The organism is Vibrio sp. 2433-A1 (genome assembly GCF_056726085.1).
In genome coordinates this window covers 82,100-97,759 of record NZ_JBRESC010000007.1, presented here as the reverse complement: position 1 = coordinate 97,759, position 15,660 = coordinate 82,100, and the positions used below count along the sequence as shown (strand labels likewise).

Below are 15,660 nucleotides of genomic sequence, written 5' to 3'. Positions count from 1 at the left end.
AAGAGTGCGTATAAATCGCACTCTTTATTTTTGCACCGAGCGGACAATCAATATGCGTGAACTCGACACTTCAGCTTCTGAAAACTATAACCAACGTTTTGGTGGGACTCGTCGCCTTTATGGTAACAATGAAGTCGAAGTATTACGCGCGGCGCACGTTTGTGTGATTGGTATTGGTGGCGTTGGTTCGTGGGCGGTAGAAGCTCTGGCACGTACTGGTGTTGGTGAGCTGACCCTAATTGATATGGATGACGTTTGTGTGACTAACATTAACCGTCAAATCCATGCAATGTCAGGTACAGTTGGTCAAAGTAAAATCGAAGTGATGGCTGAGCGCGTTAAGCTGATCAACCCTGAGTGTAAGGTTAACTTGATTGATGACTTTATTACTCCTGATAACCAGCATGAGTATCTAAGTAAAGAATATGACTATGTGCTTGATGCGATTGATAGTGTCAAAGCCAAAGCATCACTGCTAGCTTACTGCCGCAGCAACAAAATTAAAGTGATCACTACTGGTGGCGCTGGTGGCCAAGTTGACCCGACTCAAATCAAAGTGGCAGATCTGACCAAAACCATCCAAGATCCGCTGGCGAAAAAAATCAAAGACACGCTACGACGTCACCACAACTTCCCAACTAACCCCGCGCGAAAGTTCGGTATTGATTGCGTCTTTTCGACTGAGCAACTTAAGTATCCTCAACCTGATGGTTCAGTATGTGGGGTTAAATCTACTGCAGAAGGGCCAAAGCGCATGGATTGTGCCAGTGGCTTTGGCGCAGCGACGGTTGTGACTGCGACGTTTGGCTTTGTGGCGGTATCTCGCATTGTCGAAAAACTTTTGCTTAAGCACGCCAAATAGTTACCAACGAGGAAAGTTCTATGTCACCGTTTCCGTTATCTCCGTTTGGCGCAGACATCAAAGCTGATGATATTGTGGCCGTGATGCAAGGTTTCAAAGGCTGGGAAGACCGCTATCGTCAGGTTATCCAATGGGGTAAACAGCTGCCTAAGATGCCTGAGGAGCTAAAGTCTGAACAAGTCACCGTATCAGGCTGTGAAAGCCTTGTTTGGCTAGTCAGTCAGCAAGTGGATAGCAGTTGGTATTTCTGTGCTGATTCTGATGCTCGCATTGTACGTGGCTTGATTGCTTTAGTGATGGCCGCATACGATGGTAAGTCCGCAACAGAGATTCAAGCGTTTGATATCGATGGCTACTTTGAACAGCTCGGCTTAATTGCCCATCTAAGCCCCTCACGTGGTAATGGTTTAAAAGCGATTGTTGAACAGATACAGCAAGCTACTCGGATCTAACCCCTCATCACATGAGAGGCACACCTCAAATTATCTAATGATTAAAACATAAGCTTGTTCGAGAGCGTAAATAAAGAGATTTGTTCCACTTGACCTTTACCTTGGGGAAAGCCCTAGCCTTTCTTTATTGAGTCGTGATAAAGAGGAATTCTTATGGGAATGTGTCATCACAGTGGTTCTGACGTTTCTGAAACCAAACCAATTTGGCGAATACTGCTCATTCTAAGTGCAATCGTTCTATTGCTTGTTTTGTTATTTGGATAAACAATGAATTAGATGTGAAGTACACTCATTAAGACATGAGCACACAATGCAGACTAGGACAACGCTTGTTGTCACTGCGTAAAGGCTGTACAATTCGCGCCCTTAATTAATGTTCCGTCGTTTGAGAGGCCACATGACCACTGAAAAAATCAATCTACTCGACTTTGATCGCCAAGGTATGCGTAAGTTTTTTGCTGAGGAGCTCGGTGAAAAAGCATTCCGTGCCGATCAGGTAATGAAGTGGATCTACCATTTCGGTGTCGATAACTTCGATAACATGACCAACATTAACAAGAAGCTACGTGAGAAACTGCTTCATCGTTGTGAGATTAAAGCGCCAGTTGTTGCTGAAGCTCAGCACTCTTCAGACGGCACCATTAAATGGGCGATGAAGGTTGGCGATCAAGACGTTGAGACGGTATACATTCCTGAAGATGACCGTGCGACGTTATGTGTTTCTTCTCAGGTTGGTTGTGCACTTGAGTGTAAGTTCTGTTCAACTGCTCAACAGGGTTTCAACCGAAACCTTAAAGTATCTGAGATTATTGGTCAGGTTTGGCGTGCTGCACGTGAAATCGGCTTAGAAAAAGAGACGGGGCGTCGTCCAATTACTAACGTGGTAATGATGGGCATGGGTGAACCACTGCTTAACATGAAAAACCTTATCCCTGCATTAGAACTTATGCTAGATGATTTAGGTTTTGGCCTATCGAAGCGCCGTGTAACGGTATCGACTTCCGGTGTTGTATCTGGTCTTGACCAGATGACAGGCAAAATTGATGTGGCGCTAGCTATTTCTCTACACGCACCAAACGATGAATTGCGTAGCCAAATTATGCCAATTAACGACCGTTGGGATATTCAAGATTTCTTAGCGTCAGTACGTCGTTACATCCAGTCGTCAAATGCAAACCGCGGTAAAGTGACGGTAGAGTACGTACTGCTTGACCATGTGAACGATGATATGGACCATGCGCGTGAACTTGCAGAGCTATTAAAAGACACGCCGTGTAAAATCAACTTGATTCCATTTAACCCATACCCAGGTTCACCATATAAAAAGCCAAGTAACTCTCGTATTGACCGCTTCCAGAAAACATTGATGCAATATGATCACACAGTGACGGTTCGCAAGACCCGTGGAGATGATATTGATGCCGCTTGTGGCCAGTTAGTTGGTGATGTTATCGACCGTACTAAGCGCACGGCAATTAATAAAGCCGCAAAAGGCGATACAATTGAAGTGAAAGCAGTTTAATAACGCGTTCAATATTTTCCGAAAGCCAGAGCCTAGCTCTGGCTTTTTCGTTACATCCTGTAGCGATATCTTTGTCAAATTATCGAAAAACCTTGAGCTGCTTGTAAATTATGCACTTTGTCTATGTTGTTTCGTCTAAGATATCTATTAGAATTAAGGGTTAACGCTTTAGGGTAATTCCCTGTCTATTGAGTGAAGCGAGAGTATTGACCTGCGAGGCTATGTCCTCCCACTAATTTTTGAGTTTGTTCGACGCACAACAAAAATGAATAACTAAGACGTAAGAAACAGATTCTAACTTAAAGAGAATGATTAAATCATGACTGCTGAACAACAAGCACCAATGAACAACGAAGAAAATGTAGAAAGAGTAGAAGCTGGAACTATTCTAAAAAATAAACGTGAAGAGCTTGGTCTTAGCCAAAAACAAATCGCTGATCGTCTACGTTTACGCGTCTCTATTATTGAGAATATTGAAGAGAACAACTTTGCTTCCGATCAGGTCGCAACATTTACTAGGGGTTACCTACGTTCATACGCGCGTGCCGTTGGTATTAAGGAGTCTGTAGTCCTGTGTGCGCTAGATGGTTGTGAAGAGACTCAGCCAGAAGAGCAAGAAATGAAAAGCTTCTCGCGCAAGACCAATCGCGAAAAGCACGATAGCCGTATTATGACGCTCACATGGGGCATTTTTGCGGTAATCGCGGGTATTTCTTCTGTTTGGTGGTGGCAAAATCAAGAGACCAGTCTGGTTGAACTGACTAGCAAAACTGAGCAAGAGAGCAAAATTGAGCAGCATCAAGCCAGTGACCCTGAGCTTGACTTTACGACGCTAGGTACCGAAGAGTCTCCTGTGAAAGCGACCGATAGTAATATTGAACAAATTATCGGAACAGAAGTAGATCAAACGTCGAGCACTGAAATCATCGCTGAGCCAGTAGAGGCTCCAGCGGAACAAACCACGACGATTGATGAAGCTCAACCACACCAAGCGGCAGAGCAACAACCAGAATCTCACCAGCAACAAGCGGAAGTGGTTAAAAACCTTCTGACAATGTCATTTAGTGATGATTGCTGGATTCAAGTCAAAGATGCTACGGGTAAAACCCTCTCAACTGGCGTGAAAAAAGCGGGTCAAAGCTTAGATCTCACCGGAAATATGCCATATAGCGTGATTTTAGGTGCACCTGAAAACGTTTCAATGACATTAGCGAGTGAACCTGTCGACCTTTCTGGGTATACTTCAGGCAAAGTAGCAAGATTCAACTTACCTTAGAAATTACTATGCAATACGAATCTCCGATCAAACGTCGTCCATCGACGCGTATCTACGTGGGCGATGTGCCTATTGGTGATGGCGCACCAATTGCGGTGCAGTCAATGACAAACACCAGAACAACAGACGTTGCGGCGACTGTTGCTCAAATCAAAGCACTGGAAAATGTCGGTGCAGATATCGTTCGCGTGTCTGTTCCAACAATGGACGCAGCAGAAGCGTTCAAACAGATTAAACAGCAGGTGAATATCCCACTGGTCGCGGATATTCATTTTGACTACCGCATTGCGCTGAAAGTCGCAGAGTATGGTGTTGATTGTCTGCGCATTAACCCTGGCAACATCGGTAATGAAGACCGCATTCGTTCCGTAGTCGACTGTGCGCGTGATAAGAACATTCCGATACGAATTGGTGTGAATGGTGGTTCTCTGGAAAAAGACATCCAGATGAAATATGGCGAACCAACACCAGCAGCACTTGTTGAATCAGCTATGCGTCATGTCGACATTCTTGAACGCCTGAACTTTGACCAGTTTAAAGTCAGTGTAAAAGCGTCGGATGTCTTCCTAGCTGTCGACTCATACCGCCTGCTTGCTCAGAAGATTGATCAGCCATTGCATTTGGGTATTACCGAAGCGGGTGGTGCTCGCGCAGGTGCAGTTAAGTCATCAGTTGGCCTTGGTATGCTTCTAGCGGAAGGCATTGGTGATACGCTACGTATTTCGTTGGCAGCCGATCCTGTTGAAGAGATCAAAGTCGGTTTCGATATTCTGAAGTCACTGCGTATTCGCTCTCGCGGTATTAACTTTATTGCCTGCCCAAGCTGTTCTCGTCAAGAGTTTGATGTGATCGGAACAGTAAACGCTCTTGAGCAGCGTCTAGAAGATGTGATTACGCCAATGGACGTATCGATCATCGGTTGTGTCGTCAATGGCCCGGGTGAAGCTGAAGTCTCTCACCTAGGTTTAGCGGGTAGTAATAAGAAGAGTGCTTTCTACGAAGATGGTAAGCGTCAGAAAGAGCGATTTGATAACGAAGATCTAGTCAATCAACTAGAAGCGAAGATTCGCGCTAAGGCGTCGGTACTCGACGAAGCGAATCGCATCGATATCAAACAACAAGATTAATCTCAACGTAATGTAAATTACGGTACCTATTTTACGGTAAATGACTGTGGCAAAGAAAATCCAAGCAATTCGAGGCATGAACGACTGCCTTCCAACTCAATCACCACTGTGGCAAAAACTTGAAAACACAGTGAAGAACGTAGTTAGCGCATACGGTTACAACGAAGTGCGCATGCCAATCGTTGAGATGACACATTTATTCAGTCGCGCTATCGGTGAAGTGACCGACGTGGTTGAAAAAGAAATGTACACCTTTGAAGACCGTAACGGTGATAGCCTGACGCTACGCCCAGAAGGTACAGCAGGTTGTGTGCGTTCTTGTATTGAAAATAGCCTTATCAATCGTGACGAACAGCGTCTTTGGTACATGGGCCCAATGTTCCGTCACGAGCGTCCACAAAAAGGTCGTTACCGTCAATTCCACCAGTGCGGTGTGGAAGTGTTTGGTCTAGATGGCCCAGATGTTGATGCAGAACTTATCATGATGACTGCACGTCTATGGCGTGAGCTAGGCATCGATAAGCACGTTCGTCTAGAGCTTAACTCTATCGGTTCTCTAGAAGATCGTGCGAACTACCGTACTGCGCTGATCGCATTCTTAGAACAGCATATCGATATTTTAGATGACGACTGTAAGCGTCGTATGCACACTAACCCACTGCGTGTACTGGATACGAAGAACCCAGATGTTCAAGCAATCCTTGGTGATGCACCACGCCTGTCTGATTACCTAGGTGAAGAGTCGAAAGAACATTTTGCTGGTCTTTGTGAACTTCTTGCCGCTGCAGGTATCGAATACACAGTTAACGAGCGTTTAGTTCGTGGTTTGGATTACTACAACCGCACTGTATTTGAGTGGATCACTGAAAGCCTAGGTGCTCAAGGCACTGTATGTGGTGGTGGCCGTTACGATGGTCTAGTTGAGCAGCTAGGCGGTAAAGCAACGCCAGCAGTTGGCTTCGCGATGGGTCTAGAGCGTCTAGTGCTAATGCTAGAAACTCTTGAGCTAACAGAAGTTCGTCGTAGCGTTGATGTTTACATGGTTACAGCTGGTGAAGGCACTATGATGGCGGGCATGAAGCTAGCTGAGTCTTTACGCGAGCAAGTTTCAGGTCTACGTGTAATGAACCACTTTGGTGGCGGTAACTTTAAGAAGCAGTTTAAGCGTGCTGATAAAGTAGGTGCAGCGGTAGCGCTGGTTCTTGGTGAGAACGAAGTGGCTGATAACACAGTAGTATTGAAAGACCTGATTGGCGGTACGCAAGAGACTTACAGCCAAGCAGACGTTATCGCTAAGCTATCTGAGCTAGTTTAATTAATTTATCAATTTTCGAAGTAGCGATGTTTATCGCTACTTTTTTGAGATGTATGAGGACAGGAAGTGGAACTCTACGATACTGAAGAACAACAAGTAGAAGCGATCAAAGATTGGTGGAAAGAGAACGGCAAAGCAGTCATTTTGGGTGCTGTTGTTGGTCTTGGCGGCCTGTTCGGATGGCGTTACTACCAAGACTCTGTGACTGCGGCTCAAGAAGCGGCGTCAGAAAGCTACACAAAAGCAGTGCAAGCTCTTGCTGAAAAAGGCGCATCTGCTGAAGGTGACATTCAAGCCTTTATTGATGGCAACAAAGAAACGGAATACGCAACTCTAGCTGCTCTTCAACTAGCGAAAGTACAAGTTGAAGCGGGTAACTTTGATGAAGCGATTGCGCAACTAGAATGGGCAAAGTCTGCGACCAAAGATACGGCAGTATCTTCAGTTGTTAATTACCGTCTAGCTCGCGTTAAAGCGGAGCAGGGCGAATTTGATGCTGCTGTTGCTGAGCTAGCAAACATCACTGATGAAAGCTGGGCTGGCCGAGTAGCAGAGCTTAAAGGTGACATCTTACTGCGTAAAGGCGATGAGCAAGCAGCGTATGCCGCTTACACAGAAGCGCAGCAATCTGGCGGCGCAAGCCAAGCATTACAGATGAAACTGGACGATCTAGCCAAGTAAGGGCAAAGCATGAAGAATATGCTGAAGAAAGCGCTCACTGCGGCGATGTTCGCTGGTATCCTTACTGGTTGTGCGAGTGAGGAAGATACCGTCATCATGGCCCCTGTTCCTGTTGTACAAAGTGAATTTACACCAAGTACAGAGTGGAAAGCGTCGGTAGGTAATGGTGTTAGTCAATATTACTCTAAGCTCACGCCTGAATACGCTTATGGCAAAGTCTTTGTTGCTAGCCGTGATGGTGTGGTTAAAGCGTTAGACCCAGAAACGGGTAAAACCCTGTGGGAAACCGACGTTGAATCTGATGTTTCTGCACGTCTATCTGGTGGAATTGTGGCTGCGTACGGTCAAATCTTCATCGGTAGCGAAAATGGTCGAGTGTTAGCATTCAACGAAGAGACTGGTGAGCAAAACTGGACGGCTGAAGTTGATGGTGAGGTACTGACTTCTCCTGCAACAGACAACAACTTTGTTATTGTTCATACTAACAGCGGAATACTGACTGCGCTTGATCAGGTGACGGGTGAAAGTAAGTGGACGATTAGCACTGAAGTGCCGAACCTGACACTGCGTGGTAACAGTACCCCAGTAACGGCTTCTGGTGGTGTCTTCTGGGGCACGGCAAATGGTCGTTTAGCAGCAGCGATTGTTGAGCGTGGTCAGCTTATTTGGCAACAGCCTATTGGCATGCCTCAAGGTGCGACTGAAATTGACCGCCTTGTAGATGTAGATGCTTCGCCGCTGATTTTAGGCAGTAACCTGTACATCATCGGCTACAACGGTCAGTTAACGGCTATCGACTTACGTTCTGGCAAACCAGTCTGGAAGCGTGCGTTCTCATCGGCGACAGATATCGCTAGTGATGGTAGCCGCCTATATATAGTAACCGAGCAAGATCACTTAGTGGCATTTGATGCGCGTAGTGGTACTGAGTTATGGAATAACGATCAACTAGAGAACCGTTTACTGACAGCACCGACTATTATCAACCAGTATGTGGTTGTGGGTGATAGCGAAGGTTATCTGCATTGGATTGATCGCAGCAGCGGTGAGTTCGTTGCTCAGCAAGAAGTAGATAGCAGTGGCTTTGCGGTTGCACCAATCACAATCCCTGGTGGTTATGTCTTAATGACTCGCAATGGCGATGTAAAGAAACTAACGATCAGCGAATAGTTTCGTGATACAATTCACATTCGGCTCCTCGCTGGTAACAGTTGGGAGCCGTTTGCTTGTTTTAGAACCCCAAAGTTACATGTGGTTATAGGTAAAGTGCTCATAAAGTGGACTCTGCTGAGTTGTTACCTATAACTACATAAAGAAAAGAATATTGTAGAGGTTATTATGGTTCCTGTTGTTGCTCTGGTAGGGCGTCCTAACGTTGGTAAGTCAACGTTATTTAACCGATTGACTCGTACACGCGACGCGTTGGTTGCGGATTTCCCTGGCTTAACTCGTGACCGTAAATATGGCCAAGCGAAGCTTGGCGAACATGAATTCATTGTTATCGATACCGGCGGTATTGACGGCACAGAAGAAGGTGTAGAAACCAAAATGGCTGAGCAATCGCTAGCGGCGATTGATGAAGCTGACGTTGTGCTATTTATGGTTGATGGCCGTGCTGGCTTAACTCCATCTGACATCGCTATTTCTAACCACCTTCGTAAGATTGAAAAGCCTTCAATGCTGGTTGTAAACAAAGTTGATGGTATTGATGCTGACGCAGCATCCGCTGACTTCTGGCAACTTGGTGTTGAAAACATGTACCAAATTGCTGCGTCTCACGGCCGTGGTGTTGGGGCTTTGATTGACCGCGCACTTAACCCATTTGCAGAGAAAATGGCAGAAGAAGTGAAAGGCGAAATCGAAGACCTAACTGAGTTTGAAGATCTTGATGAAGAGAAGCTAGACTACACCGAAGAAGAAGCTGAGGAAGAGTTTAAGCGTCTGCAAGATCAGCCAATCAAACTGGCTATTATCGGTCGACCAAACGTAGGTAAATCGACGCTAACTAACCGTATTCTTGGTGAAGAGCGCGTAGTTGTCTACGATATGCCAGGTACAACACGTGACTCTATCTACATTCCAATGGAACGTGATGGTCGTGAATACGTACTGATCGATACGGCGGGGGTTCGTCGTCGTAAGCGTATCAATGAAACTGTTGAGAAGTTCTCAGTGGTTAAAACGCTAAAAGCGGTTGAAGATGCGAACGTTGTTCTACTAGTGATTGACGCACGTGAAAACATTTCAGACCAAGACCTTAGCCTACTAGGTTTTGCGTTAAATGCAGGTCGTTCAATTGTTCTTGCCGTGAACAAGTGGGATGGCCTTGATACCGACGTGAAAGAGCACGTGAAGAAAGAGCTAGACCGCCGTCTAGGTTTTGTTGACTTCGCGCGCATCCACTTTATTTCTGCGCTGCACGGCACTGGTGTTGGTCACCTGTTTGAATCTGTGCAAGAAGCTTACAAGTCAGCGACAACTCGTGTAGGTACATCAGTACTGACTCGTATTATGAAAATGGCAACTGACGATCACCAGCCACCATTGGTTCGTGGTCGCCGCGTTAAGCTTAAGTACGCGCACGCGGGTGGTTATAACCCACCAATCGTAGTTATTCACGGTAACCAAGTTAATGAACTGCCAGATTCATACAAACGTTACCTGATGAACTACTACCGTAAGTCTCTAGAGATCATGGGTACACCGATTCGTATTCAGTTCCAGAGCAGCGATAACCCGTTTGAGGGTAAAACGAATAAGATGACTATGTCTCAGGAGCGTAAACGTAAGCGCCTAATGAGCATGATGAAAAATCGTAAGAACTAATTACCTGAGTCGGAGTACACAGGAAAGAGTTTATTGATAAAAAGCGCCTAGTTAACTAAGGCGCTTTTTTTATAGGACAAGAAATGCAAATTAAACCGACTATCACCCAATTTTGTCACAACACTTGGCAGCTTGATGCTGTTGTTCAGCTAACCCAGCAAGGTAGCGAGTATCTATATGTGGTGACGGACACCACGCCTTTTCATCCCATTAGTCATATTTGGCCAGATCATCCTGCGGATAGAGGCACATTAGATAGCCACAATGTACTTGATTGCCAAGTGGGCGCCGTTGAGCTTGCAAGCGGTGAACTTTATGTCGGTCAAACAATCCCTGTAAAGCGTGATGAGCCGGGCTGGAGCTTTGTTGTCGTCCATTGTTTAGCCAAGGAATCTGTCGAACTAGAGCTTGGTCAGAGTGTCTGTTTATCGGTGGATAAGCCTTACCAGCAATCATTAAGCCGCGGACATAGTGCAGGACACCTTTCATACCTCGCGTTAAATAAGGTACTTACTGAGCATGGTTATTGGCGTAAAGATGCAGACAGAAAAGATCCGCACGGCAACTACGACTTTAATAGCTATGCGCAGGTAACAAGCTTTGTCACAGAGGACAAATGTCTAGATACTTATCGACTGGGTAAGACGCTACGTAAGCGCGGTTTAAACAGTGGCGATTTGCTAGAGAACTTAGGTCAGATAGAGACCCTAGTGAACGCACAATTGATCGAATGGCTAAAGTTAGACTCTGACATCTTGGTTGAGTGTTATGGCGATGCATTGACGGACTCTCGATACTGGTCGTGTGACTTAAAAGAGAGCGCAATCGCTGTTATTCCTTGCGGTGGCAGTCATGCGAGTTCTTTAAACGATTATGCTGTGATTGAGGTGAAACTGGTTCAAGTAGATGCGAGTAATATTGAAATGCACACTGATGTAAAACCGTCATTATGAATTCGATCGTTTTTATAATATTCCGATAGTGGCGTTTTTTTAAACTTAATTTAGTTTTTTATGCTTCTTAAAATCCAAATGCAGAACATGTAACTTATGCTTTCGGTGTGTGGTTATATAAATGTTCTTTTTGGGGCAGATCGCTGATCACTTTGGATTTAGCCGATGATCAGAGTTTGATCTTTACTATAGTTTAGATCGTTCCCAGAGTTTTATTCTAATTAGTTATAAATGAGGTTGGGATCAGGTTATAAATAGAGTCTTTATGCTACTGTTTTCCCATAAAATAGAATGTATTAAAGATCAGTCATATGAGTCACCTTAAGCTTCTTACAGCTCACAGAGAAGTCAATAAGTTACTCGCTAAGCTTGCATTAGGAATGGGAAGATCCGAGCTCAATCGCTGTGTGCTTGAGCTTTCTGAGTGCTGGTTTGGTGAGAGAAAAGCATCAATATTAAGGCTTGATGCCAGCAGTCGCAGACTTTATCTGGAATCTGCTCCAAGCCTGCCTGAATTCTATAATGAAGCCATTGAAGGCGTCGCTATTGGTCCGAAAATAGGATCGTGTGGCGCTGCGGCTTACCTAAAGCGAAACGTTGTCGTCGACAATATCAATACTCATCCCAATTGGGCTCCCTTCACTTCATTGACAACTGAGGCGGACTTACATGCTTGTTGGTCAGTGCCGATTTTGTCGAGCAAAGAAGCGGTTATGGGGACATTCGCAATATACAGTGGAGAACCGTCTTTACCTGAACCTCATGAACTGGAAGTGTTGGAGATGCTGGCGTCACTTTACGCCGTAGCTTGGGAGAAATATCAGCTAGAGGATCAGCTTTACTACCATGCTCGCTACGATAGCTTAACAGGGTGCTTGAATCGTAGGGCGTTGTTGCAGCAAGCCAACGACTGCTTAAATACCGAGCTCAAATACATAGCATGCTTTTTTGCCGATATCGATAAGTTCAAACAAATCAACGATCGCAATGGCCATGAGGTCGGAGACAAAGTGCTTGCCGCTGTTGGTGAGGTGTTCAATCAGACATTTGAGATTAGTAGTTTGAGCGGCCGTTATGGCGGTGATGAGTTTGTGGCCTTTTCTTGGTCTGATTATCCAGAAACCTTTTCGCGATTGGCGACAGAGTTCAATCAACGATTACAAAATATCTCTCCAGTCGATGGGGTGACGATTCGTGTAAGTGTTGGCATGGCTGTGTGTGAAATGACGCGAATGACCTCATTGCAGCGATTGATAAAGCGAGCGGATCATGCAATGTATAAAGTAAAGCATCTCGGTGCGCTTGATAAAGATCATAGTAACTTTGCCCAAAAAAGTTAAAGTGGGCGTGATACAGACACAGTAAAGAAGCCGTTATGAATGAGAATAGTTGCCCAATTTGTCATGATGAATTGAGCTGGACTGGCAAATATTATTGCCAAGCTTGCGATGAAAGCTTTAAAAAAGTTGGCTTTTGTCCTGATTGCGATGCGGAGTTAGAGAAGCTGCAAGCATGTGGAGCGGCAAACTATTTTTGCAACGCTTGCAATGAGCTTAAATCAAAGTCAAAAGTACGCTTTGAATTCCAACCTAGTTAACGGTTGAGCGGATTTCTCCATCAGATAAACGGGTGACCAAGGTGTCGCCTGTTTTTATATCTGATGTCTTAGTCAGAACTTTACCTTGCTCAGTTTGCGAAATGCTGTAGCCGCGCTTTAAGGTTGCTAATGGGCTGACGGTATCTAACTTTTCTGCAGCTAATGCCAGTTGATGACGAGTGTTCAGTAGGCGTCTATCCATTGCATCAAGTAATTTTTGCTCCAATCGTTGCAGACTCGACTTTTGCTCTGATAGACGTTTAATTGGTGAGTTAAGCTCTAAACGGTGCTGCTGGCGTTCAACTTTTTGGCTACGTTGAGAGAGGTAGCGTTCCATTGAGCGATGCAAACGAACTTCAAGATCATCCATTTGCTGGCTTTGACGCTGTAATTGGTAGTTTGGGTGTTGGCGCTCTAAGCGGTGTTGGAGTAAGGCGTTATGGCGCTTTTGTTCGCTTAGGTAATAGCGCATTGCACTGACGAGCTTATTTTGACGGCTCAGAAGCGCTTGATCTTTATGGCTATTATCTCGGCTAACCAGTTCGGCAGCTGCAGATGGCGTTGGCGCGCGCATATCAGCGACAAAGTCAGCGATAGTCACATCCACTTCATGACCTACGGCACTGATAATCGGGATCTGACTGGCTGCAATAGTGCGGGCCAAGATTTCATTGTTAAAACACCATAAATCTTCCAGTGAGCCACCACCACGGCCAACGATTAATACATCACATTCATTGCGGCTGTTAGCGCAGCCAATTGCTTGGGCTATTTGAATTGCAGCCTCTTCACCTTGAACCATAGTAGGGTAAACCACAACAGGTAGCGAAGGATCACGGCGTTTCAATACATCAAGAATGTCGTAAAGCGCAGCGCCAGTCTTAGAGGTGATCACACCAACACGTTTTGGGTGTTCCGGGAGTGGCTTTTTACTGGTTTGAGCAAACAGACCTTCGCCCGCCAATTTGATTTTCAGCTCTTCAAATTGCTGCTGAAGTCGGCCGTCACCTTCTGGCTGCATATTCTCGATGATTAGTTGGTAGTCACCACGCGGTTCATACAGTGATAAACGAGCTTTAACTAAGACTTGATTGCCGTTTTGTGGCTTAAACGTAACGCGGCGATTGTTACCACGGAACATAGCACATTTAACTTGAGCACGAGAGTCTTTAAGAGTGAGGTACCAGTGACCAGAGACAGGAGCAGAGAAGTTTGAAATCTCGCCAACTAACCAAACAATCCCCATTTCATTTTCAAGTAATAGGCGCACTTCTGCATTAAGACGAGAAACTGTGAAGATGTTTTGATTGGTCAGAGATGACAAGGCTAATCTCGCGGACGTGAATATGGAAATTAGCGGCAATATAATACATATCAAGGGGTGTAATGCAAGAAAAAAATTAAAAAATTAGTGGTCAAGCGATTGCGTAGGCCGTATAATCCGTCCGCAATATCTAATCCAAATGTAGTTAAGTTCGTAAAACTGACTGCCCTCATTATGCGAAACGATGAGACCGGATTGTTCTTTTTACTCCTCTAATTGTGAGATATTGCAAATGCTAAGAATTGCCAAAGAAGCGCTGACATTCGATGACGTACTACTTGTGCCAGCACACTCCACCGTTCTCCCAAACACAGCTGATCTTCGCACTCAGCTGACCAAGAACATCACCCTAAACATCCCAATGATTTCGGCGTCTATGGACACCGTAACTGAAGCTCGTCTAGCGATTGCGCTAGCGCAAGAGGGTGGCATTGGCTTTATTCACAAGAACATGCCTATTGAGCAGCAAGCTCAGATGGTTCACCAGGTTAAGATTTACGAAGCAGGTGTGGTTTCTCACCCTGTAACAGTAAGCCCTGATGCAACTATTGCTGATGTTGTTGCCCTAACAGAAAAGCATGGTTTTGCAGGTTTCCCAGTGGTAACGGATACTAACGAGCTTGTTGGTATTATCACTGGCCGTGACGTTCGCTTTGTAACTGACCTTTCTAAGAAAGTAGATGTTGTGATGACGCCTAAAGAGCGCCTAGCAGCAGTAAAAGAAGGGGCAACTCGTGAAGAAGTTCAAGAGAAAATGCACAAAGCGCGCGTAGAGAAAGTACTGGTAGTGAACGATGAGTTCCAACTAACCGGTATGATTACCGCAAAAGATTTCCACAAAGCAGAGCGTAAGCCTAACGCATGTAAAGATGCACAAGGTCGTCTACGCGTAGGTGCTGCAGTTGGCGCTGGCGCAGGTAACGAAGAGCGTGTTGCTGCTCTCGTTGAAGCGGGCGTTGACGTTCTACTTATCGACTCTTCACACGGTCACTCGGAAGGTGTTCTAAACCGTATCCGCGAAACTCGCGCTGCATACCCAGATCTAGACATCATCGGCGGCAACGTAGCGACAGGTGCTGGTGCTAAAGCACTTATCGACGCAGGTGTAAGTGCAGTTAAAGTAGGTATCGGCCCTGGTTCTATCTGTACAACTCGCATCGTAACAGGTGTAGGTGTTCCTCAAGTAACTGCGATTGCAGATGCTGCAGAAGTAGCAAACCAGCACGGTATTCCAGTTATCGCAGATGGCGGTATCCGTTTCTCTGGTGATATCTGTAAAGCTATCGTAGCAGGCGCATCATGTGTAATGGTTGGTTCTATGTTCGCGGGTACAGAAGAAGCACCTGGTGAAGTTATCCTATACAACGGCCGTTCATACAAAGCTTACCGTGGCATGGGTTCACTTGGCGCTATGTCTCAAGGTTCTTCTGACCGTTACTTCCAGTCTGACAACGCAGCAGACAAGCTAGTACCAGAAGGTATCGAAGGCCGTATCGCATACAAAGGTCGCCTAAAAGAGATCGTTCACCAACAAATGGGTGGTCTACGTTCAAGCATGGGTCTAACAGGTTCTGCAACTGTTGAAGATATGCGTACTAAAGCTGAATTCGTACGTATCTCAGGGGCAGGCATGAAAGAGTCTCATGTCCATGACGTTCAAATAACCAAGGAAGCACCAAACTACCGTCTAGGTTAATCTCAATAGAGAATTACACACCTAACGTA

14 protein-coding genes are annotated in these 15,660 nt (G+C 45.4%); 13 read left to right on the top strand and 1 reads right to left on the bottom strand.

What is annotated here, in order from left to right:
* The first annotated feature begins 52 nt into the window (after positions 1-52).
* The 12 genes from tcdA (at position 53) to ACU01J_RS09145 (ending at position 12,611) form a co-directional block, all read left to right on the top strand.
* The gene (gene tcdA / locus ACU01J_RS09200) at positions 53-862 is read left to right on the top strand and encodes a tRNA cyclic N6-threonylcarbamoyladenosine(37) synthase TcdA (protein ID WP_481085426.1); all 810 of its coding nucleotides are present in this window, start codon (positions 53-55) and stop codon (positions 860-862) included.
* A 20-nt stretch (positions 863-882) separates the two neighbouring features.
* The gene (csdE, locus tag ACU01J_RS09195; RefSeq protein WP_481085425.1) at positions 883-1,314 is read left to right on the top strand and encodes a cysteine desulfurase sulfur acceptor subunit CsdE; all 432 of its coding nucleotides are present in this window, start codon (positions 883-885) and stop codon (positions 1,312-1,314) included.
* Positions 1,315-1,711: 397 nt separating this feature from the next.
* Positions 1,712-2,836, top strand: coding sequence for a dual-specificity RNA methyltransferase RlmN (gene rlmN / locus ACU01J_RS09190; RefSeq protein ID WP_481085424.1), 1,125 nt, complete (start codon positions 1,712-1,714; stop codon positions 2,834-2,836).
* Positions 2,837-3,155: 319 nt separating this feature from the next.
* Complete coding sequence (gene rodZ, locus ACU01J_RS09185; RefSeq protein WP_481085423.1) at positions 3,156-4,112, top strand: cytoskeleton protein RodZ; 957 nt, start codon at positions 3,156-3,158, stop codon at positions 4,110-4,112.
* Positions 4,113-4,120: 8 nt separating this feature from the next.
* Entirely contained in the window at positions 4,121-5,239 is a 1,119-nt protein-coding gene (gene ispG, locus ACU01J_RS09180; RefSeq protein WP_481085422.1) for a flavodoxin-dependent (E)-4-hydroxy-3-methylbut-2-enyl-diphosphate synthase, read from the top strand.
* Positions 5,240-5,285: 46 nt separating this feature from the next.
* The gene (hisS, locus tag ACU01J_RS09175) at positions 5,286-6,554 is read left to right on the top strand and encodes a histidine--tRNA ligase (RefSeq protein ID WP_481085421.1); all 1,269 of its coding nucleotides are present in this window, start codon (positions 5,286-5,288) and stop codon (positions 6,552-6,554) included.
* Positions 6,555-6,620: 66 nt separating this feature from the next.
* The gene (locus ACU01J_RS09170) at positions 6,621-7,235 is read left to right on the top strand and encodes a YfgM family protein (RefSeq protein ID WP_481085420.1); all 615 of its coding nucleotides are present in this window, start codon (positions 6,621-6,623) and stop codon (positions 7,233-7,235) included.
* 9 nt (positions 7,236-7,244) lie between these two features.
* Positions 7,245-8,405: an outer membrane protein assembly factor BamB gene (gene bamB / locus ACU01J_RS09165; RefSeq protein ID WP_481085419.1), complete on the top strand. Its 1,161-nt coding sequence runs from the start codon at positions 7,245-7,247 to the stop codon at positions 8,403-8,405.
* Positions 8,406-8,573: 168 nt separating this feature from the next.
* Entirely contained in the window at positions 8,574-10,061 is a 1,488-nt protein-coding gene (gene der / locus ACU01J_RS09160) for a ribosome biogenesis GTPase Der (RefSeq protein ID WP_481085418.1), read from the top strand.
* An 83-nt stretch (positions 10,062-10,144) separates the two neighbouring features.
* Positions 10,145-11,014: an alanyl-tRNA editing protein gene (locus ACU01J_RS09155; RefSeq protein ID WP_481085417.1), complete on the top strand. Its 870-nt coding sequence runs from the start codon at positions 10,145-10,147 to the stop codon at positions 11,012-11,014.
* A 311-nt stretch (positions 11,015-11,325) separates the two neighbouring features.
* The gene (locus ACU01J_RS09150) at positions 11,326-12,354 is read left to right on the top strand and encodes a sensor domain-containing diguanylate cyclase (protein WP_481085416.1); all 1,029 of its coding nucleotides are present in this window, start codon (positions 11,326-11,328) and stop codon (positions 12,352-12,354) included.
* Positions 12,355-12,389: 35 nt separating this feature from the next.
* On the top strand, positions 12,390-12,611 hold the full coding sequence (locus ACU01J_RS09145; RefSeq protein ID WP_481085415.1) for a zinc ribbon domain-containing protein: 222 nt from the start codon (positions 12,390-12,392) through the stop codon (positions 12,609-12,611).
* Here ACU01J_RS09145 and xseA read toward each other — a convergent pair.
* Positions 12,604-13,935 carry an exodeoxyribonuclease VII large subunit gene (gene xseA, locus ACU01J_RS09140; RefSeq protein ID WP_481085414.1) on the bottom strand — a complete coding sequence of 444 codons (1,332 nt, stop codon included), beginning with the start codon at positions 13,933-13,935 and terminating at the stop codon, positions 12,604-12,606. The two genes, ACU01J_RS09145 and xseA, sit on opposite strands and share 8 nt — an antisense overlap.
* A gap of 232 nt (positions 13,936-14,167) precedes the next feature.
* On the opposite strand from xseA, the gene guaB reads away from it, so the two are divergent.
* The gene (gene guaB, locus ACU01J_RS09135; protein ID WP_481085413.1) at positions 14,168-15,631 is read left to right on the top strand and encodes an IMP dehydrogenase; all 1,464 of its coding nucleotides are present in this window, start codon (positions 14,168-14,170) and stop codon (positions 15,629-15,631) included.
* Positions 15,632-15,660: the final 29 nt, after the last annotated feature.